The sequence below is a fragment of the Kribbella antiqua genome, assembly GCF_004345665.1.
GTDB lineage: Bacteria > Actinomycetota > Actinomycetes > Propionibacteriales > Kribbellaceae > Kribbella > Kribbella antiqua.
This window is the reverse complement of record NZ_SLWR01000001.1, coordinates 167938-188071: the sequence shown is the minus strand read 5'-3', so window position 1 is coordinate 188071 and position 20134 is coordinate 167938. Positions and strand designations below refer to the sequence as shown.

The following is a 20134-nucleotide window of genomic DNA, read 5'->3' as shown; positions in this document are numbered from 1 at the left end:
ATGACACAGTGGATCGCCGGCGTACTCGCGCTGGTGATCCCTGTGCTCGATACGGCGTCCTTGGCCGCCGCCGTACTCACGGCGGCGGCCTTGCTGTTCGCACTCCTGCTGGTCGCCCGATCCTCCGCACCCGCGACCGCTCCACTGCTGGCGATCGCCACCTCGGTCCGCGACCGTGCGGAACAGACTGCTTTCCTTCGCCTCTGCGACCCTGACGCCGCTGGACGCCCACGCCCACGAGCACCAGGACAGTAGCCCGCCCCGCTACCTGTTCCTTCTCACTCGTGGAGTTCTGTCATGCCTTCGTTCCTGGAGGCACCGGTCACCGGTGCCTATCACCTCGTCACGTCCCTCGTCAGCGCCATCGAACCTCTCACCGGCACCTACGCCGCCGTCATCGCGATCGTCCTCTGCACTCTCGCCGTACGCCTCCTGCTCCTTCCACTCAGCGTTCGCGCATACCGCGGCTTGCGTGCACGTACTGCGCTCATGCCGCAACTGAAAGCGATCACTGAACGGCACCGCAACGACCCTGAGCGTCTGCAGCGCGAGATTGCCAAGCTGCAGGCCGAGTCAGGCACCTCGATGTTCGCCGGCTTCCTGCCGACGCTCGCGCAGTTGCCGTTCTTCTGGTTGATGTACACGCTCTTCTCCCGCGCGGTCGTCGCGGGGGAGTCGAACCAGCTGATCAGTGGCAGCCTCCTCGGTGCCCCACTCGGTCTGCACTGGCCGGTCTTCACCGCAACGCCGGCCTTTCTCGCGCTCGCCGTCCTGCTGGCGGTCGTCGCGTTCTTCTTGGCCCGCCTGCAACTCCGCCAACTCGACGAGACAGCAACCCCGCTGACCAGACGGATCGCCATGGTCCTCCCGTTCGGCACGCTGGCGACGGCAGCCTTCGTGCCGCTCGCGGCCGGCCTGTACCTCGTCACGACAACCACGTGGACCGTGCTCGAACGCACCATTCTCCAGCGCTGAGTTATTCGTTGCTGCTCCGGCGAGCGTTCTGATACCGTCTTTATTAAAGGCGGTTGCATAACGAGTGGGGATCAATGCACGCTGAGCGGTCGGAGAACCAGGTCGCCTGCTTGCGCTTCCTGGCCGGCACCGGAGGAGCGCAAACGGTCGGCGTCATCAGCGCGGAGACTGGACTGTCGCGACCCACGGTGCACGCCGTACTCGACGATCTCCTCGATGCCGGTCTGGTCGTGTCCACCGAACCGTCGACCGCCGGGCCGGGGCGGCCTGCGCGTGCCTTTCGGTTCGCCCGGGAGGCCGGGCTCGTTGGCGGCGTGGACCTCGGGCCGCGCGGGGCACGGGCCGTCATCTGCGACCTGTCCGGCCGCCGGCTCGGGTACACCGAACTGAAGCGGGACCGGCGCGCCGGCGTTGCTCTGATCCAGCGCGCAATCCAGGCCGTCGCGGACGAGAGCTCGATCGACGTCAAGCAGCTTCGTGCGGTGGGTGTGGCTCTGCCTGGCGTGATCGAGACGAATGGTCACCTGCGGGCGAGTCTCGCGCTGCCCGAGCTGGTCGGCCTCCCGATCGCGGACACGGTGTCACAGGACCTGGATTGCCCGGTGGTCGTCGACAACGACATCAAGCTGGCAGCGCTCGCTGAGCAGCGCGTCGGTGCGGGGCGCGGTTACTCGGATGTCGTCTACCTCCAGATCGGTCGCCGCTTGTCGGTGTCGATCGTCCTGAACGGCGTCATCCGGCAGGGACACCACCGGCTCGCCGGCGAACTCGGCGCGCAGCGAGGCATGCGCTGGACGCGGAACGCGCAACGAGGGCAGTTGATCTGGACGTCGCACCCGACCGGCGAGGCCGTGCTGGAGGCGGCAGCGGCCGGCGACCCGGACGCCCGTACCGAGATCGAGGATTTCTGCGCGCAGATCGCCGGCCGCATCGCCACCGTGTTGCTGGTCGTCGACCCCGAAGTCGTGGTCGTACGGGGCGGGCTCGCGCAGGACAGCGAGGTGCTCCTTCGTCCGCTGACGGCCGCGGTCGAGAAGGAGTTGGTCTTCCCCGAGCGCCCACCGTTCGTCGCCTCGGCTCTGGGCCGGGAGGCCGTGGTGCTCGGGGCGGTCGGAAACGCGTTCGACCAGTTCAGTGCCGGCATCTACGGGGTTCACGACTACCCGAGTCCGTGGACCCAGCTCACCCATGACGTAGAGAGGACCAGTAAGTGAAGCTAGGAGTCAGCTCGTACTGCTTTCGCCAGCTCATGGCCAGCGGCGAGATGGACCTGATCGCTGTCCTGGATTGGGTTGCCGCATCACCCGCCGAGCATCTCGAGATCGCCGGCATGGACGGGGAGTACTACCTGGAGAACCCCGGCGTCGTCCGCGATACGGCTACGCACGCCGGCGACATCGGCGTACCGATTGTGAACTACCTGGTCAGCGGCGACCTCCGGACGGCGGAGGACAAGGAGATCGACCGTCTCCGCCGGCAGTTGGATGTCGCGCACCAGTTCGGAGCTCGGATCTTCCGCCACGACGTCGCGCCGTGGGCGTGGCGTGAACAGGACCCGGGGGAGTTCGAGTCGACGTTCGAGAAGGTCGTGGAGGGCTGCCGGGCCGTCGCCGACCACGCTGCGGAGCTAGGCATCGTGTCGACGATCGAGAACCACGGCTTCTACATGAACGGGAGCGACCGGCTGGCCCGGCTCGTCCACGCCGTGGACCGCCCGAACTTCCGGGTCACGCTCGACCTCGGCAACGGACTCTGTGTCGGCGAGGTGCCTGGCCGGACCGCCGCCGGACTGATCGACATCGCGGCGTCTGTGGGCGTGAAGGACTTCCACATCCGCCGATCGGCAGGGGACGGCTGGCTCAAGACGCTGGCCGGGGACTACCTGCTCGGCACGATCTCGGGGCACGGAGATCTGGACCTGGCGGGCCTGCTGGCTCTGGTCAGCACCAAGCCCGACGTACCGGTGAGCCTCGAGTTCGAGGGCCTGGAGTCGCCCCTGGACGCCATCGAGCGCTCGCTCAACAACATCCTCAGACTGGCAGGAGCCGCCTGACATGACGACCCGTATAGCTGTCATCGGGGTGGGCGCCATCGCCACCCAGCACCTGATCTCGTACCAGCAGAACCCCCAGGCCGAACTGGTCGCCGTGTGCGACATCGACCGCACGCGCGCCAAGGCGCAAGCCGACAAGTTCGGCGTTCCCAAGGCGACGGACGTCGTCGACGAGATCCTGGCCGATCCCGGCGTCGACGCCGTGAGCATCTGCGTGCCGAACTTCCTGCACGCCAAGATCGCGGAGGCGGCGCTGCTGGCCGGCAAGGACGTGCTGGTCGAGAAGCCGATGTCCGTGACAGTCGCTGAGGCAGAGTCGCTGGTCCGGGCGACGCAGGAGACCGGGCAGGCCCTGCAGATCGGCTACGTACGGCGCTTCGCCCCGAACGCCTTGGTGACCAAGCGTTTCCTGGACGAGGGCGAGTTCGGCGACATCTATGCCGCCCGGGCCACGATCATCCGTGCCGTCGGCAACCCCGGTGGATGGTTCGGCGACGTCGACATCTCGGGTGGCGGCCCCTTGATCGACCTGGGTGTCCATATCATCGACCTCTGCTGGTACTTGATGGGTATGCCGACCGCGGTCTCGGTGTCGGGGGCGACGTTCTCGCGGCTCGGTGCCCGGGACAACATCCAGCACCTGACCCGCTACCGGGCCCTGTCCGAGACGCGGGTGAACAACGTCGAGGACTACACGACCGCGCAGATCCGGTTCGAGAACGGGGCCGTTCTCGACGTGGACACGTCGTACTCGCTGCACGCGCGGAACGCGACGAGCGTGAAGATCCACGGCGACAAGGGCGGCGCGGAGATCGAGCCCGAGTTGCTGATGGTGACCGAGCGGCACGACACACTGCTGCACATCCAGCCACAGATCGATTCCCTCGGTTTCGACTTCACCGTCGGCTTCGCCAACCAGATCGACCACTTCCTGAAGATCTGCCGCCGCGAGATCCCGGCCGACGCCACAGCGGAACAAGGCCTCGAGATGGCCCGCATCCTGACCGCGATCTACGAGTCCGCCAAAACCGGATCCGAGGTGGCCATCACGCGATGAGCGCGGTGGTGATGGCGTCGGCGTGGGACTCGAGCCAGTCCTGACGACGGGTGATCTTCTCGCCGACGCCCTCGCTCCACATGCGTTGCCAGCCGCCGCCGAGGGTTTCGGTCCGGTACTTCATCGTGTGCCAGGCTCGCTCGTTCAGCCCGATCGCAAGCTCCATCAGTCGTTGCCGGTCGGGGAGTGACAAGTCGTAGGCATCCGCGATCAGCCGGCAGCGGCGAGGACGATCCAGCCCGCGGAAACCGGGATCGAGATCGGCGTCGTCGCCGAGCGGTGCCCACCACAGCATCAGGTTGACCATTTCTCGGGCCCGGCTGACCGGACGGGCCAGGTCGAAGTCGATCAAGGCGTACGCGCGGCCGTCGCGGAACACCACGTTCTCGGGCGTGATGTCCTGATGCCCGACGAGCTCCGGTGGATCGGCGAGATCGGGCAGGCCCGGCGGCTCGATCGGCGCCGGCAAGCCGGCCGGGATGCCGAAGCCTTCGACCGCGTCGTCGTACGCGCGGACCAGTTGAGCGACCGAGATCATCCGGTCCTCGTCGGCGATCCAGCCTGGACGCGGCCGGCCGGCGACCTCACCCTCGACGTAACTCAGGGTCTGACGGCCGGCGGAGTCGACGCCGAGGAACCGCGGCGCGCCGTCGAACCTGACCGACTCCAGGTGCAGCAACACAGCCCGGACGAGTTCATCGCGCTCGCCGGGCGGTCGCCGTACCGTATCGCCGACTCGAACGAGACCTTCGGTCACATCGCCGCCGGTCAGCGGAATCTCTTTCACGCTCTCTCATTCCAGTGTGTGACGCCCGGAACCACCCGCACGCGGTACCTGATCCTAGGGCTCGCCGCTGAGATGTTCACCCAGGCGTCGACCGGTGGTCACCGAAGAAGTTGAACCTTGGGCCTCATGAGCACCTTTGATCTGGTTCAAGAGCTTGGCTTCCGAGTCCTCGACGAGGAGGACGACGACCCGGTGCTGCTGCGTGCCGACGGTACGCCGGTCGACACCTGGCGGGAGGGTTATCCGTACGGCGAACGCCTCGCACGCGAGGTGTACGACCGGGACAAGCGGCTGCTCCAGATCGAGCTGCTCAAGCTGCAGTACTGGGTGAAGCGGTCGCAGCAGAAGCTCGTGATCGTGTTCGAGGGACGCGACGCGGCCGGCAAGGGTGGAACGATCAAGCGCTTCATGGAGCACCTGAACCCGCGTGGCGCTCGCATCGTGGCACTCGAGAAGCCGACCGAGCGCGAGAAGACGCAGTGGTACTTCCAGCGGTACGTCGAACACCTGCCGGCCGCGGGGGAGATGGTGCTCTTCGATCGGTCCTGGTACAACCGCGCCTGCGTCGAGCGGGTGATGGGGTTCTGCACGCAGGACGAGTACGACGAGTTCATGCGGCAGGCACCGGAGTTCGAGCGTATGCTGGTGCGGTCGGGGATCCTGCTGGTGAAGTTGTGGTTCTCGGTGTCGCAAGCCGAACAGCAAACCCGCTTCACGATCCGTCAGATCGACCCGGTCCGCCAGTGGAAGCTGTCGCCGACGGATCTGGCGTCACTGGACAAGTGGGCCGACTACACCGAGGCCAAAGAGGCCATGTTCCACTACACCGACACCCCGCACGCACCGTGGACCGTTGTCAAAAGCAACGACAAGAAGCGGGCGCGGCTCGAGGCGATGCGCCACGTCCTCAGCCTCTATGACTACTCGGACAAGGACCACGACCTGGTCGGGAACCCCGACCCCAAGATCCTGGGCCCGGCAGCCGAGGTCCTGGAACACGGCGAATCCGCCAACCGCGAGTTCCCCGTCCTCTGACGGCCGCCCTGTCCCTCCGTGCGCAGGCAACCCTCCAACTCCGTGGTCAACCCCTCAGATGGAGGGTTGCCCACCGAGACTTTCAGTGGGCAACCCTCCAGCTCAGCGTGCAAGCTCAAGCGGCGGAGTGGTCAGGAGTCGGTTGCCAAGGGCAAGTGGACGGTGAAGATGGCGCCGGTGGGCTTGTTGTCGGTGACGGTGACTCGGCCTTGGTGGGCGGTGATCAGGGCGGCGACGATCGAGAGGCCGAGGCCGGAGCCGCCGGTGGAGCGGGTTCGGGCTGAGTCGGCTCGGTAGAAGCGTTCGAAGACGCGCGCCTTCTGCTCGTCGTCGAGGCCGGGCCCGTTGTCGGTGACCTCCAGGATGGCTTCGCCGTCGCGGGTGCCGACCGAGAGGATGATCGGGGCTTCGAGCGGCGTGTAGTGCAGCGCATTGCTGACCAGGTTCCCCAGCACTTGGCGAAGACGCGACTCGTCACCGGACACCACCGGGGCCTCCGAGTTCGGCAAGATCTGCAGCGACAGCTCCCGCCCCGGCTGCACCGCCTGAGCGTTGTGCAGCGCATCGGCCGCGATCGGCAGCAGGTCGACCGGCTCCATCTTGAGCGGACGCTGCTGATCCAGCCGCGCCAGCAACAGCAGGTCGTCGACCAGCAAGCCCATCCGCTTGGCCTCGTCCTCGATCCGTCGCATCGTCTCGCGGTCGCCGCCGTCACCGCGTTGCCGGACCAGTTCGGCGAACCCGCGGATCGACGTCAACGGCGTACGCAGCTCGTGTGAGGCGTCCGCGACGAACCGCCGCATCCGGTCCTCCGACTGCCGCGCCGCCTCCTCGGAGCGGAGCGCGACCTCTTCCGACCGGCGCGCCGCGTCCTCGGACCGCCGGGCAGCCAGCTCCGATGCCGTCCGCTGCGCGAACGCCGTCTCGATCTGACCGAGCATCTGGTTCAGCGCCAGCGACAGCCGCCCGACCTCGGTCTTTGGATCACGCTGTGGCACCCGCTGGCTCAGGTCGCCGCCCGCGATCGCGACCGCCGTGTGCTCGACATCCTCCAGCCCGCGCAGACTTCGCCGTACGACGAACGTCCCAACACCGGCCAGCAACACGAGCAGGATGATCCCCGCCGCGGCCTGGACGCCGACCAGCCGCTGAAGCGTGTGGTCCATGTCCTTCAGGCTCTGTGCGACCATGACCGAGCCGGTGCCGTCGTCCAGCGGAACCGCGAGGACTCGCCAGGTCGTCCCACCCGTCTCCGCCTTGACGTTGAACGACTTACCTTCGAGCGCTCGGACCTGGTTGAGGTTGAGCACCGGAAGTACAGGCAGCGGTTCGGATTCGGCCAGCTGCGCGCCGACCGGGCCGTTGTCGGTGTTGCCCTCGGAGTCGTTGAACTGCAGCACGAACTGGCTCGGCAGCGGACGTCTGCCATTGGCGCCCGGCGGCCGCGGCCGGTTGTCGGGCTGGATGTGCTGCAACGGCATCGCGGTCTGCCGCAGTCCCTCGTCGATCCGGTCGATCAGATAGCCGCGCATGATGGTGGTCGCGACCACACCCGACGCCACAAGCGCCAGCGCCACCAACGTCAGGAGTACGACGACGATGGTGACGCGCAGCGGGTACCGGTCGGTGAAACGCCGGTGGGTCAGTTGCATCAGTTGGGGACCCTGGGGGTGCGGAGGACATAGCCGACTCCGCGGACGGTGTGCAGGAGCTTCTGGTCGCCGGTATCCACCTTCCGGCGCAGGTACGACATGTACGACTCCACCACGCCCGCGTCGCCGGCGAAGTCGTAGTTCCAGACCGCGGACAGGATCTGGCCCTTCGACATCACCCGCTCGGCGTTCTCCAGCAGGCACCGCAACAGCTTGAACTCGGTGAGCGAGAGCTGGACCGCTTGCCCGGCCTTGAACACCTCGTAGCTGTCCTCGTTCAGCTCGAGATCCGCATAACGCAGTACGGCGGCCTCCGTCGACGTCTGCTCGCGGTGACCGGAGCGCCGGAGCAAGGCCCGGACGCGGGCGACCAGCTCGTCCAGGCTGAAGGGCTTGGTGACGTAGTCGTCGCCACCGGTGTGCAGGCCGAGCACCTTGTCCTCGACCGCGTCCCGCGCGGTGAGGAACAGCACGGGCACGTGCCGGTCCTCACCGCGCAGGCGGCGGACCACCTCGAAGCCGTCCAGGCCGGGCATCATCACGTCCAGCACGACCAGGTCGGGGTCCACCTCGCGGGCCTTACGCAGCGCCTCGGCCCCGTGGGTCGCCGTGGTCACCTCGTACCCGGCGAAGCGCAGACTCGCGGACAGCAACTCGACAATGTTCGGCTCGTCGTCGACCACCAGCAGATGCGGGCTCATCCGCGTCCTCGCTTCGCTCCGGGCGCGGATGAGGCACAAAGGGCGCTGTGCTTGATGAACTCGCCTCGCTCGCTCATGCCCTCAGTCTGCCGCTTGCACCCGTGTGAACGCTGGAAGCTTCCTGGCAATCAGCTGTGAGTCTGGGTCGAGTCACCTGGGTCCGTGCTTGAAGCCCCACTTGTTGCCGGCCGCCTGGCGCACGGTCTGGTCGTTCACCGAACTGGCCGTCGCCTTGCCATCGGCGACCACCGCGAAGACGGTGACCTGGTTGCCGGTCTTCACGTCGTCGATGCCGTCCCGGGCCGCGTTCACCAGGGTGTCCTCGGTGAGGGTGTAGGTCCGGGAGTACCCGTCCTCGCTCTTCACCGTGATGGAGTTCTTGCTGACTGCGGTCACCTCGCCGCGCTGGGTCGCGACGGTCTGGTAGCCGCCGCCCTCCTTCTGCACCACGAACTCACCGTGCAACGCGCCGCCGAGGCCGAACTCGCCGCGGAAGCCCTTACCGCCGTGGTGGCCGGGACCGCCGGATTGCGCCGGAGTGGACGGTGAGGTGGATGGTGACGCCGAGGGTGAGGGTGTCGGGTCCGCGTTGGTCGTCGCCCACGCGACTCCGCCTGCCACGGTGGTGGCGATCACGGCGGCGGCTGTGCCGGCCAACTGCCAGCGCTTGTCCTTGAGCTTCTGGTACGACGCCATGCTGAACTGCCTTCCGTACTGCGGGCCAGGCCGAACACCTGGCACTGCTCTTATCCAGCTTGCCTCCTAAACCTTGGACCAGGCTTCGGTGCGGATAAGAAAACCCTGGCAATCACTTGGCTGCGGAGTGTGACTAGACCAGGAACAGTACGGCGACCAGCCAGACAGCCGCCGCGAGCGACGTACCGATGAACTCGATCAGGATCGACAACCCGGTCGCCCGGAGCGCGTGCTTCGTCGACGTCCACGCGTCCTGATGCGTGCCCAGCCGCTGCCGCTCGGACAGATAGACCCCGACCGGAAAGCCGACGAACATGCCGACCACCGGGATCAGGAAGAACCCGGCGATGCCGAGCAGGACCCCGATGAACATCGACCGCCGGGGCACCCCGGACTCCCGCAGCCGGCGCTCCGGTACGACGTACTTGACCACCTGGCTGGCACCGATCAGGACGACCGCCGCGGACAGCACAATCCAGCCGGTCGCGCTCTGCACCTCCAGCGCCCAAATCAGGATCGCCGCCAGGCTCAGCAGCGCACCGGGCAGGACGGGAATGACGATGCCCAGAATGCCGACAAAGATCGCCACCCCGACCAGGAACGTCGCCACAGAGTTCACACCGACACTGTGCCCCAAAGGAGTGGCTTTAGGGTGGACACATGCCTCAGCTGCACGATTTGGTCACCGCACTCGCTGCTCCCTGGGTGGTCCTCTCGCCCGCGTCCGGTCAGTTGACCGGCACCGGCGCGGAGGGCGTCTATGCCCGGGATCGGCGGGTCCTGTCCCGGCTGAGCCTGATGATCGACGGCCGCGAGCCAACCCCACTGCATGCCGACGAGCGCGCCGCGAACTCACACGAGTACGTCGCGATGGTCGAGGGACTGGGCGATTCCGACCTGCACGATCCGACCGTGATGGTGTACCGCAGCCGCGACCTCGACACCGACGGCCTGACCGAGCGCATCCGCCTGGTCAACAGCTCCCGCGCGACCATCGAATGCCGGGTTGATGTTGCCCTGGGCACCGATCTTGCCTGGACGGCGGCCGTCCGCAGCGGCGCGGCGGCTGACCTGCCTGAGCTCAGTCCGGCGTACGACGGTCCGTCCCGGCTGCACTGGGACAACTCCGGCACCCGGGTCAGCGCCCGCCTCGACCCCGGTGTCACCGCGAACCCGCGGCTCGAGCCGGGGGAGGAGTTTGTCCTGACCGCACGGATCACCGCCGAGTTCCCGAAGGGCACGACCGGCTTCAGCATCGAGCCGGCGCCGGACAGCGCGCCGTACGAGTTGAAGGTGGACTGCGACGACACGCGGGTCGAGCGTTGGGTGAATCGGTCGCTGGACGATGCTCGAGCGCTGCAACTTGCGGCGGGCAGCGATCGCTATCTTGGCGCCGGACCGCCTTGGTATCTCACGCTGTTCGGTCGTGACTCGCTGATCTCGTCGGGGATGCTGATCCCGGTGGACCCGTCGCTGGCCGCTGGGACATTGCGGGCGCTGGCCGCCTGGCAAGGAACGAAGGTCGATCCCGAGTCGGCCGAGCAGCCTGGCAAGATCCCGCACGAGCTGCGAGCCGACGTCGCCGACCATGGTGGTGGCCTGGTCCTGCCCGCCGCGTATTACGGCACGCACGACGCGACCCAGCTCTGGATCATGACCCTGCATAAGGCCTGGCGTTGGGGCATGCCGGCTGAGGAGGTCAGCGACCTACTGCCGAACCTCCGCCGCGCGCTGCAGTGGATGAAGGAGTACGCCGATCCCGACGATGACGGCTTCCTCGAATACGTCGACGAGTCGGGTCACGGACTGGCCAACCAGGGCTGGAAGGACTCGGTCGACGCTGTGCAATGGCCGGACGGCACGCTGGCTACCGCACCGATCGCATTGTGCGAGGTGCAGGGCTATGCCTACGCGGCCGCGGTCAAGGGCGCCGAGCTGCTCGAGTTCCACGGCGAATCTGGTGACGAGTGGCGTGAATGGGCGGCAGCCCTGCAGGAACGGTTCCGCAGCGCCTTCTGGGTCGAGGGCTACCCGGCGATCGCCCTGGACGGCGCGAAGGACCCGGTCGCCGGCCGCGCGTCGAACATGGGTCATCTGCTCGGCACCGGCCTGCTCGATGCCGACGAAGAACAGACCGTTGCCGACATCCTGGCAGGTAGCGATCTCGACAGCGGGTTCGGGCTGAGAACGTTGTCGACGGCAATGACCCGGTTCAACCCGCTCGGCTACCACACCGGCAGCGTCTGGCCGCACGACACCGCGATGACGATCCAAGGCCTGTTCGCGACCGGCCATGCGGCCGTCGCCACGTCGTACGTACGTGGACTAATCAAGGCGGCGGAGGCTTTCGACTACCGGCTGCCTGAGTTGTACGGCGGCCGCGGTACGGGCGAGGAGAGTACACCGACGCCGTACCCGCTGTCGTGTCGCCCGCAGGCCTGGGCGGTGGCGTCGGCGATCGCGGTGATCGTCGCGGCGCTCGGCATCGAGCCGGATGTTCCTGGCGAGACCATCACGATCACGCCGGCGGAAGTCCTGCCCTGGAAGCGACTCGAGCTCCGTGGCCTTCGGCTCGGCGACGAGGTGCTGTCGGTGCGGCTGGACGAGGGTGTGCTCGCCGTACTCGAGGCGCCTCAGAACGCGCTGATGAGGGCGACCGCCGACAGCCCGAGGTAGACGGCTGCGACGAAGCGGTTGCGCCAGCGGGTCGTCGTACGGGCGGAGCGGAAGCGGCGGCCGATCGCGTCGGCCCCGACGGCGTAGCTGAGGTCGAGAGCCAGGCCGATCAACAGCGCGCCGACGCCGAGGAGCAGCATCTCGTTGCGGAGCTGGTCCGGTCCGGCGCCGCGGCTGGTGAATTGCGGGAGGAAGGCGAGGAAGAACAGCGCGGCCTTCGGGTTCAAGAGGTTGACCACGACGCCGTCTCGGAACACCTTGCCGAGGGGAGCAGCCGGGACGCGGCCGGCGTGCTCGGTGGTCGGCGCCGTGAGTACCTTCACGCCGAGGAACGCCAGGTAGAGCGCGCCGGCCACGGTGATCGCGGTGAACAACGCCGGAGACGCCTTGACCAGCGTCGCCAGGCCCATCGCGGCGACGACGATGTAGACAAGCGTGCCCGTCTCGATGGCGAGGGCGGAGACCACGCCGGCACGACGCCCCTGGGTGAGACTACGCAGCGAGATGTAGAGGTTGTTCGGCCCCGGCATCCCGACCAGCACCACCGTCGTGCCGGCGAATCCCAGCAGCTGCGCGATCCCCATTGCTCTCTCCCTCTCGAATTGGACTGCTTCCAGGCACTAGCCTGACGAAGCAAGAAGCAGTCCACCCGAGCCAATCGAGGGAGAAGTGGACCGTTCTGGAGACGCCGCCGCACTGGCCGAACTGATCGGCAGCCGACTGACCGGCCGCGGAGGTCTGTACCGCCGTCTGGCCGACGCCATTGCCGCGCAGATCGGCTCGTCCGAACTCCCGGTCGGCGCACGCCTGCCTGCCGAACGCCGACTCGCGGACGCGTTGGCGATCAGCCGCGCCACCGTCGTCGCGGCGTACGACGAACTCCGCGCCCGCGGACTCGTCGAGAGCCGTCGGGGGAGCGGTACGACGGTCGCCCGCGCCGCCGGACGTGGTCGTTCACGAGCGGACAAGCGGATGCCGCTGGGGTACGGCGAGTCGCTGTTCCACCGGATCGCGGTCGGTGCCGGCGAGGTGATCTCGCTGACGTACGCCGTCGATCCTGGCCTGCCGGAGTTGGCCGATGAGCTGATCGAGCTCGCGAGCAGTGACCTGCCCTTGTTGCTCGATCATGTCGGCTACCACCCACGCGGTCTTCAAGTGCTGCGCGAGCGGATAGCGGAGCACTTCACCGAGTCCGGTCTGCCGACGTCGCCGGACGAGATCGTCGTGACGACCGGTGCGCATCAGGCGATCGCGCTGGTGACGCAGATGTATCTGCGCAGTGGCGCCACGGTCGTCATCGAGCAGCCCAGTTGGCCGGGGTGCTTCGATCTGTTCGGTGCCGCCGGTGGTCGGGTGGTCGGCGTACCGCTGGATGATGCCGGGATCAGGCCGGATCTGCTGACCGCGGCCTTCGCTTCACATGAGCCGGCGATGTTGTTCGTGATGCCGACGTTCCACAATCCGACCGGACGGCTGATGTCCGCGAACCGTCGACGGCAGGTGGCAGAACTTGCCGCGAAGTACGGCGTTGTGGTCGTGGAGGACAACGCGTATTCGGCGTGGGATCCGGCTGGGCCGTCGATTCCGCCACCGCTGGCGGCGTACGCGCCGGATGGGAGTGAGGTGCTGACCATCGGGTCGGTGTCGAAGGCGGTGTGGGGCGGGTTACGGATCGGGTGGATCCGGGCGTCGCGGCCGCTGGCGGAGAGGTTGGCACGGCACAAAGCGCTGGCGGATCTCGGGAGTCCGGTGATCGATCAGGCGTTGACGGCGCGGTTGCTGCCGCGACTGACGGAGCTGACGTCGGCGCGGGCGCGGGTGGCGACGGCGCGGAAGAAGCTGATGGGGCAGCTGCTGACCGAGCGACTGCCTGAATGGGAATGGTCGTCGCCCAAGGGCGGGTCGGCGTTGTGGATCCGGCTGCCGGATACCGATGCCCGGGTGTTCGCCCAGGTGGCGTTGCGGCATGGGGTGGAGGTCGTGGCAGGCCGGGCGATGGATCCGACGGGGGAGCACGACGACTACCTGCGGGTGCCGTTCGCGTACTCGGAGCCGGTGCTCGACGATGCGGTCGATCGGCTGGCTCGGGCCTGGCAGGAGTTGCGCCGCCACGGTCCGCCGCCCGCCGTACCTCTGGTCTGACATGACGGATGGCGGTCACCTGTCGGTGACCGCCATCGGAGCCTCTATGACTTTGGCGCCGTCGTTGGCGCGTTTATGAAGCTTGGGCTTACCGATCGTCTTCCGCCGCGACGGCCGGGGTGTCTTCGAGCTTGCCCGTCTCGTCGTGGATGGTGATCGCGATGTTGCGCAGCTTCTCCGCGTGTTCCCGGCTGTGGTGGGCGCAGAAGAGCAGCTCCCCACCGGAGGTCAGGGTGACACGGACGTAGGCCTGCGCGCCGCAGCGGTCACAACGATCCGCGGCCGACAGAGTCGAGCTCGGGGCGAGTGCTGTAGTCATTGAGGCCTCATCTCATCTAGTTCCGTACTCACCAGATAGCAACATCCTGACAGACGGATCGCTTCCCGGTAGGGCAGCGTGTCCGTATGTGAGACGAACCACCTGTTCCCTTATGACGCATCTTGAAGGGGAATCGTTTCGGATGCGGGTGATTTCTTGTTTCCGGCGGGTGTCGGGCGTGTCCTCTTTCACTGTGCGCCATGACTTCGTCACACCGCGCTGATGATCGGAGTGTCGTACGCCACATGCCGATTGAGTCCGAACCGATACCTGCGAAAACACCTACCCCACCTGCTTTCTGGTGCTTCCGCTGTACCCCGGCGGCAGCCCCTGCAACCTGCTTTGGCCGGTACCGGTCAGCCGACGCGGCTGGCCCCGCTTGCAAGGTTTTGGGGGTACGGACGCATAGGCTGTGAACAGGTGTTCGGACCGGCGGTCGGTCCGGATGTGCGCAGTTAGCTTGTGAACCAGTGAAGGAGCCCAGTGGCCGCCCCGACGCCTCGCAGTACCGAGCTCGACCCGACGTACAACGCCCGCCATCTGCTCGTCCTCGAAGGACTCGAGGCAGTCCGGAAGCGGCCCGGCATGTACATCGGGTCCACCGACAGCCGCGGCCTGATGCACTGCCTGTGGGAGATCATCGACAACGCCGTCGACGAGTCCCTGGCCGGGCACGGCGAGCGGATCGACGTCGTGCTCTACAAGGACGGCTCGGTCGAGGTGAAGGACCGTGCCCGCGGCATCCCGGTCGACATCGAGCCGAAGACCAAGCTCAGCGGCGTCGAGGTCGTGTTCACCAAGCTGCACGCCGGCGGCAAGTTCGGCGGCGGTTCGTACAACGCCTCCGGTGGTCTGCACGGTGTCGGTGCGTCGGTGGTGAACGCGCTGTCCGCGCGGCTCGACGTCGAGGTCGACCGCGGCGGTGTGGTCTGGACCACCTCGTTCCGGCGCGGTGTGGCCGGTGAGTTCGACGGCGAGGGCGCGAACGCCGGCTTCACCCCGGCGAAGGGTCTGCGCAAGGCCGGCCGGGCGAAGAAGGGTGTCACCGGGACGCGGATCCGGTACTGGGCGGACCGGCAGATCTTCACCCGCGACGCGGCCTTCAACTACGACGAGCTGGTCACCCGGGCGCGTCAGACCTCGTTCCTGGTGCCGGGCCTCGAGCTGGTGATCCGGGACGAGCGCGGCGACGAGGTCACCGAGGAGCATTTCAAGCACGACGGCGGGATCAGCGAGTTCTGCGAGTTCCTGGCCACCGACCAGAAGGTCAGCGACGTCATCCGGCTGACCGGTACCGGGCACTTCACCGAGACCGTGCCGATGCTCGACGACGCCGGCCACATGACGCCGACCGACGTCGAGCGCGACCTGGAGGTCGACATCGCGGTCCGCTGGGGCGATGGGTACGAGACCGAGCTCCGCTCGTTCGTGAACATCGTGGCCACGCCGAAGGGCGGCACCCACGTGGCAGGGTTCGAGCGCGCCCTGGCCAAGACGTTCACCAGTGTTCTCGACGGCACCCGGCTGCTGAAGAGCGGCGAGGAGATCATCAAGGACGACGTCCTCGAAGGCCTGACCTCGGTGGTGACGGTTCGGCTCGCCGAGCCGCAGTTCGACGGCCAGACCAAGGAGGTGCTCGGCACGCCGGCCGCCTCGCGGATCGTCGCGAAGGTCGTGCAGAGCGAGCTGGAGGCGTTCCTCACCTCGAACAAGCGTGAGCACAAGGCACAGGCACGCGCCGTGCTGGAGAAGGTCGTCGCCGCTTCCCGGACACGCGTCGCCGCGCGTCAGCATCGTGAGCTGCAGCGGCGGAAGACCGCGCTTGAGTCCTCGGCGCTGCCGGCGAAGCTGGCGGACTGCCGCAGCAACGATGTCGACCGGTCCGAGCTGTTCATCGTCGAGGGTGATTCGGCGCTTGGTACGGCGAAGCTGGCGCGCAGCTCCGAGTTCCAGGCGCTGCTGCCGATCCGGGGCAAGATCCTGAACGTGCAGAAGGCGTCGGTCGGCGACATGCTGAAGAACGCCGAATGCGCCTCGATCATCCAGGTGGTCGGCGCCGGGTCCGGCCGCAGCTTCGACATCGAGCAGGTCCGGTACGGGAAGATCATCTTCATGGCGGACGCCGACTCCGACGGCGCCCACATCAGGTGCCTGCTGGCGACGCTGTTCTTCCGGTACATGCGGCCGCTGGTCGATGCCGGCCGGGTCTACACCGCCGTACCGCCGCTGCACCGGTTCGAGCTGACGAACCCGAAGAAGGGTCAGGACAAGTACCTGTACACCTACAGCGACGCGGAGTACCAGCGGAAGACGGCCGAGCTGATGAAGAAGGGCGTCCGCTGGAAGGAGCCGCCGCAGCGCTACAAGGGTCTCGGTGAGATGGACGCCGACCAGCTGGCCGAAACCACCATGGACCCGCGGCACCGCACCCTGCGCCGCATCACCGTCGACGACGGCGAAGCCGCCGCCCAGGTCTTCGATCTCCTGATGGGCAACGACGTAGCCCCCCGCAAAGAATTCCTGGTCCAGGGAGCCTACGAACTCGACGAAACCCGAATCGACGTCTGACGGCTGCGCCGCCTTCGGCGGCGGGAATGAGAGTGGGGCGCCGTCCGAACTGGACGAGATCCGCATCGACGTATGAGTCCACGCCTGGCCTGCTTTGATCTCGACAACACGCTGATCGATCGGGACGGCGTTCCTGGCGTGGGCTCAGTGGTGGTCCGACCGCGAAGGCCTTGACGCCGTCGAGTGGTTGGTTGCCCATGACAACGGTGGGTTCACGCCGCGCTCTGAGCTCTTCGCAGCGTTGAAGGAAGAGGTCGGTCACCGGGCGTCTGTGGATGAGCTGGTGCATGCCTACGACCGCGAGCACCCGTCGTTCACCTGGGTGGAGCAGGCCGTGCTTGATGAGCTTGCGGATTTGCGTACGGCGGGATGGCGCGTGGCAGTGGTGACGAACGGGAACGTCGTACAGCAGCGCCGGAAGCTTGAGCACACCAAGATCGCCGACGCGGTGGACTACTGCTGTATCTCGCAGGCCATTCGGATCGGCCACAAGCACCCGATCGACACGCCGGTTGCGGATCATCACTTTGGGTCAGTGGTGGATGCCTTCGCGGTCATCCTTGCCAGCTGAGAGGCAGCGGTCGCGGTCGCGGGGGCGGCCGACTTCGGCGAAGCGGTCGGCGGCCTCTTGCCAGAACGCTCGGGCACGGTCGAAATCGCCGTGGGCTTGCCGCAGGACCGCGCGTGCCTCCCAGACGGTCGCGTGAGCGGCGCCGCCGGGCCAGAGACCGGCCAATCGCTCGGCGTCGTCGAGCCTGCGTTGCGACTGTGTGAGGTCGCCGCCACGGGCGAAGGCCTTGGATGTGGCGACGAGGTATCCCAGCGAGCACGGCGGGCAGACGTTGGCGCCCTGCAGTTCACCATCCGCGGCCTCAATCAGCTGCACCGAGTCGTTGGCCTCGACCAGCAGGGCGTGAGTGCGTACGACGAGGTGGGGTCCGAGCCAGGCCGCGTGCGCCATCGGCAGGGCGTCGTACAGCAGTCGGGTGGCCTGACCGCGTTCCCCGTCCAGTACGGCGAGCTCGGCCAGCCGCTGTATCGTCAGCACCTTCCCCGACGTGGCGCCGGCGTGCTCGTACAACTGCAACGCCAGAGTCAGCCGTCGATGGGCGTCGTCGAGCCGGCCGGAGAACAGCGCGATCTCGCCGGCGAGCAGCTCGCCGATCGCTTCGCCCTGGATGGATCGGTGGTGCTGGGCAGATGAGGCCAACTCGGCGGCGAGGCCGGCGAACTGCTCATGGCCATTCGGGCCGCACAGTGAGAACTCCGCCAGGCAGGTGTGCGCGTCGAACACGAAGGACGCGAGCCGGGGTTCGCGCCTGACCGAGTCCTCGAAGTCGACCCGGAACGCTTCGCGCCACTCGCCCCGCAGGTTCGCCAGGATCCCGAGGATCGCGCTGGCCTCGCCCGCTTCGCGGCCCAGCTGAGCAGCGATCGCCAGCGCGCGGGCTCGTCCCGCCGTACGCGCGGAGTCCTCGAGCTGACCGGAGTTGAGCTGGACGAGGGATCGCGCGAGCAGGCTTTGCGTGATCTCCCCGGGGGTCGGCGGGGGACCTGGGCTGAGGGCGAGGGCCTTCTCGTACAGCGTGATGGAGGCGCGGTCCGGACCGACCCCGAGGTCAGCTCGCAACCGGTGCCGCAACTGCTCGAACTGTCGAACGACAGCACTCCGGTCTCCGGCGTCGAGCGCCTGTTGCATGAGACCGCGATGTGCTTCCTCATCGGCGGGGTCGATGGCGAGTACGTCGTGCGATAGCCCGGCTGCTCGAAGGAGGTCCAGGTGGAGTCCGCGGAGACGATCACGGTGGTCCTCGGCCCAGGCGGCGTACCGGTCCTCCGGCAGTAGGTCACCTGGGTAGCGCACAGCTTGGTAGCCGCTGTGGGCGGCCAACGCTTGGCGTGCGTTCCGCTCGAACACCTCGGCGTCGACGACGACGCTCGCCGGGAAGAGTTCCAGCTGGTTGCCGTGGTCCGCGATCGACGCCGGGGAGCCGAGTGCCTGTCGCGCGTAGTGAAGTGCTTTGCGAAGGTTGGCCGACGCGGCGGCCGGGTCGAGGTCGGGCCAGAGCAGTTCCATGGCCTGTTCTCTGAGTAGCCGGTGCCCGTCTGCGAGCGCCAGTACTTTCACCAGCTGGGCCGCGCGGGTGTGCCGCCAGGCGCCTTCCGGAATCGCCTGGCCGTCGACCCGCACCGCAAATCCCCCGAGCAGCGAGATCTCGCACACCGCCACACCGTCACGGTAGGACGAGGAGGAACGCTCGGGGAACACCCCATGCCTACCGTCTGATGCATCGAGCCACGAGAAGGGAAAGCACGATGGCCGAGCACTACGCATCAGGCAACTGGCACGTCAAGCCAGGACAAGAGCAAGAGTTCGTCGAACGCTGGACCGAGTTCCTCCAGTGGACCCGCAAAGATCACCCAGCGATGCTCACCGCGACCCTGCTCCGGGACGAGAACACCCCGGGACACTACGTATCCATCGCCGAGTGGGCCGACGCCCAATCCCGCACCACCTGGAAACAGTCCCCGAACTTCGCCACCCACTTCACCGCCTGCCAGTCCCTCTGCGACCACATGACCGGCTCCGACTACACCCGCGAGGTCACGGTCTAGTTCGCGGTGGTACGGCGAGGATGGTGCCGTCGGGAGCGGGGGAGACCAGCCGGCCGTCGACGCGGACCTCGCAGGCGTCTTGCGCGACGTCCAGGTCGATGGTTCGTCCGCGGTAGTGGAGGCCGTGGAGTTGGAGGTTGCCGGTGGCAACGGGTTTCACGGTGAGCGAGCCGTTGGGGTGGGGATGGATGCCGGCTAGGCCGGTGAGGATGGCTTCGGGGCCGGTGAGCCCGGCGATGACGTTGGTACGGCGGCCTGAGGCCGGGCGCCGGGTCTGTCGCGGCGTCGTTCCTCTACGGCGTGCTGCTGCTCATGTTCTCGGTGGTGCAGGTGGTCGTACTGCGATCCCTCGCTAAGCGGCGGGCAGGTGGGGCATGAGGCGCGGGCGTGCGGTGACGGTGATGACGCATGTTGCCTTACTCGTCAGCGGGTTTGGCGTGGCTGTACCCGCTGTTCTGGGCGCTGGGCAGCTCGCTGAAGAGCGACGACGAGTTCTTCGGGCGCGGGCTCAACCCGCTGCCGTCGCATTTCCTCTGGGCGAACTACCTGGACGCGTGGCGCGAGGCGTCGTTCGGCCGGTCCTTCATGAACACAATACTGATCACCGTAGGCACGGTAGTGATCACTTTAGTAGTCACCTCCAGCGCGGGGTACGTACTTGCCCGTACACGCTTCCCTGGCCGAGGGTTCTGTCTGGGGCCGGTGTCGGCGACCTTGTTCCTGCCGCACGGCTCGCCGGCTACGCAGTTGTCGAGGCGCTGCTCCTCGACCTCGCCGGCGCCGGTTTCCGGCTGGGTCCGATAGCGGGTTGTTTGACCGCTGGCGGTTAAATAAGGGGCTATCGGTGACATACGCCG

At 67.3% G+C, this 20134-nt stretch carries 21 protein-coding genes; 12 read left to right on the top strand and 9 right to left on the bottom strand.

Annotation, left to right across the window (positions count from 1 at the left end; genetic code table 11):
- The 5 genes from EV646_RS00925 (at nucleotide 1) to EV646_RS00905 (ending at nucleotide 4085) form a co-directional block, all read left to right on the top strand.
- A complete protein-coding gene (locus EV646_RS00925; RefSeq protein WP_132142911.1) occupies nucleotides 1–255 on the top strand; it encodes a DUF6412 domain-containing protein in 255 nt (84 codons plus the stop codon).
- 42 nt (nucleotides 256–297) lie between these two features.
- Nucleotides 298–975, top strand: a complete 678-nt coding sequence (locus tag EV646_RS00920; protein ID WP_132142909.1) for a YidC/Oxa1 family membrane protein insertase — start codon at nucleotides 298–300, stop codon at nucleotides 973–975.
- A gap of 74 nt (nucleotides 976–1049) precedes the next feature.
- On the top strand, nucleotides 1050–2189 hold the full coding sequence (locus EV646_RS00915; protein ID WP_132142907.1) for an ROK family transcriptional regulator: 1140 nt from the start codon (nucleotides 1050–1052) through the stop codon (nucleotides 2187–2189).
- Entirely contained in the window at nucleotides 2186–3028 is an 843-nt protein-coding gene (locus EV646_RS00910) for a sugar phosphate isomerase/epimerase family protein (protein ID WP_132142906.1), read from the top strand. The genes EV646_RS00915 and EV646_RS00910 overlap by 4 nt, the downstream gene beginning before the upstream one ends.
- A 1-nt stretch (nucleotide 3029) precedes the next feature.
- The gene (locus EV646_RS00905; protein WP_132142905.1) at nucleotides 3030–4085 is read left to right on the top strand and encodes a Gfo/Idh/MocA family protein; all 1056 of its coding nucleotides are present in this window, start codon (nucleotides 3030–3032) and stop codon (nucleotides 4083–4085) included.
- Here the strand turns inward: EV646_RS00905 and EV646_RS00900 are convergent.
- A complete protein-coding gene (locus EV646_RS00900) occupies nucleotides 4075–4872 on the bottom strand; it encodes a phosphotransferase (protein ID WP_132142904.1) in 798 nt (265 codons plus the stop codon). The two genes, EV646_RS00905 and EV646_RS00900, sit on opposite strands and share 11 nt — an antisense overlap.
- A 126-nt stretch (nucleotides 4873–4998) precedes the next feature.
- On the opposite strand from EV646_RS00900, the gene ppk2 reads away from it, so the two are divergent.
- Nucleotides 4999–5907 (top strand): polyphosphate kinase 2, encoded by a 909-nt coding sequence (gene ppk2 / locus EV646_RS00895; protein ID WP_132142903.1) that lies wholly within the window; start codon nucleotides 4999–5001, stop codon nucleotides 5905–5907.
- Nucleotides 5908–6038: 131 nt separating this feature from the next.
- On the opposite strand, the gene EV646_RS00890 is transcribed toward ppk2, so the two are convergent.
- From EV646_RS00890 to EV646_RS00875, 4 genes are all read right to left on the bottom strand, one after another.
- Nucleotides 6039–7559, bottom strand: coding sequence for a sensor histidine kinase (locus tag EV646_RS00890; RefSeq protein WP_132142901.1), 1521 nt, complete (start codon nucleotides 7557–7559; stop codon nucleotides 6039–6041).
- Nucleotides 7559–8260 (bottom strand): response regulator transcription factor, encoded by a 702-nt coding sequence (locus EV646_RS00885; RefSeq protein ID WP_132142899.1) that lies wholly within the window; start codon nucleotides 8258–8260, stop codon nucleotides 7559–7561. The genes EV646_RS00890 and EV646_RS00885 overlap by 1 nt, the downstream gene beginning before the upstream one ends.
- A gap of 150 nt (nucleotides 8261–8410) precedes the next feature.
- Complete coding sequence (locus EV646_RS00880; RefSeq protein ID WP_132142897.1) at nucleotides 8411–8956, bottom strand: hypothetical protein; 546 nt, start codon at nucleotides 8954–8956, stop codon at nucleotides 8411–8413.
- Between the two features lie 133 nt (nucleotides 8957–9089).
- Nucleotides 9090–9575, bottom strand: a complete 486-nt coding sequence (locus EV646_RS00875; protein ID WP_132142895.1) for a DUF456 domain-containing protein — start codon at nucleotides 9573–9575, stop codon at nucleotides 9090–9092.
- A gap of 41 nt (nucleotides 9576–9616) precedes the next feature.
- On the opposite strand from EV646_RS00875, the gene EV646_RS00870 reads away from it, so the two are divergent.
- Nucleotides 9617–11632: an amylo-alpha-1,6-glucosidase gene (locus EV646_RS00870; protein ID WP_132142893.1), complete on the top strand. Its 2016-nt coding sequence runs from the start codon at nucleotides 9617–9619 to the stop codon at nucleotides 11630–11632.
- On the opposite strand, the gene EV646_RS00865 is transcribed toward EV646_RS00870, so the two are convergent.
- Nucleotides 11590–12216 (bottom strand): LysE family translocator, encoded by a 627-nt coding sequence (locus EV646_RS00865; RefSeq protein WP_132142891.1) that lies wholly within the window; start codon nucleotides 12214–12216, stop codon nucleotides 11590–11592. The genes EV646_RS00870 and EV646_RS00865 overlap by 43 nt on opposite strands.
- Nucleotides 12217–12301: 85 nt before the next feature.
- On the opposite strand from EV646_RS00865, the gene EV646_RS00860 reads away from it, so the two are divergent.
- The gene (locus EV646_RS00860; protein WP_199236734.1) at nucleotides 12302–13774 is read left to right on the top strand and encodes an aminotransferase-like domain-containing protein; all 1473 of its coding nucleotides are present in this window, start codon (nucleotides 12302–12304) and stop codon (nucleotides 13772–13774) included.
- An 88-nt stretch (nucleotides 13775–13862) separates the two neighbouring features.
- Here the strand turns inward: EV646_RS00860 and EV646_RS00855 are convergent, their stop codons facing one another.
- Complete coding sequence (locus EV646_RS00855; protein WP_132142887.1) at nucleotides 13863–14093, bottom strand: DUF7455 domain-containing protein; 231 nt, start codon at nucleotides 14091–14093, stop codon at nucleotides 13863–13865.
- A 483-nt stretch (nucleotides 14094–14576) separates the two neighbouring features.
- Here EV646_RS00855 and EV646_RS00850 point away from each other — a divergent pair, with 483 nt between their 5' ends.
- Nucleotides 14577–16661, top strand: coding sequence for a DNA gyrase/topoisomerase IV subunit B (locus EV646_RS00850; RefSeq protein ID WP_132142885.1), 2085 nt, complete (start codon nucleotides 14577–14579; stop codon nucleotides 16659–16661).
- 187 nt (nucleotides 16662–16848) lie between these two features.
- Nucleotides 16849–17232: an HAD family hydrolase gene (locus EV646_RS00845; protein WP_132142883.1), complete on the top strand. Its 384-nt coding sequence runs from the start codon at nucleotides 16849–16851 to the stop codon at nucleotides 17230–17232.
- On the opposite strand, the gene EV646_RS00840 is transcribed toward EV646_RS00845, so the two are convergent.
- A complete protein-coding gene (locus EV646_RS00840) occupies nucleotides 17194–18891 on the bottom strand; it encodes an AfsR/SARP family transcriptional regulator (RefSeq protein ID WP_132142881.1) in 1698 nt (565 codons plus the stop codon). The two genes, EV646_RS00845 and EV646_RS00840, sit on opposite strands and share 39 nt — an antisense overlap.
- A gap of 86 nt (nucleotides 18892–18977) precedes the next feature.
- On the opposite strand from EV646_RS00840, the gene EV646_RS00835 reads away from it, so the two are divergent.
- Nucleotides 18978–19277 carry a putative quinol monooxygenase gene (locus EV646_RS00835; protein WP_158290872.1) on the top strand — a complete coding sequence of 100 codons (300 nt, stop codon included), beginning with the start codon at nucleotides 18978–18980 and terminating at the stop codon, nucleotides 19275–19277.
- On the opposite strand, the gene EV646_RS38730 is transcribed toward EV646_RS00835, so the two are convergent.
- Nucleotides 19267–19437 (bottom strand): hypothetical protein, encoded by a 171-nt coding sequence (locus tag EV646_RS38730; RefSeq protein WP_158290871.1) that lies wholly within the window; start codon nucleotides 19435–19437, stop codon nucleotides 19267–19269. The genes EV646_RS00835 and EV646_RS38730 overlap by 11 nt on opposite strands.
- Before the next feature lie 248 nt (nucleotides 19438–19685).
- Between EV646_RS38730 and EV646_RS00830 the strand changes: the two genes are divergently transcribed.
- Nucleotides 19686–20081 (top strand): ABC transporter permease family protein, encoded by a 396-nt coding sequence (locus tag EV646_RS00830; RefSeq protein WP_132142877.1) that lies wholly within the window; start codon nucleotides 19686–19688, stop codon nucleotides 20079–20081.
- Nucleotides 20082–20134 lie beyond the last annotated feature (53 nt).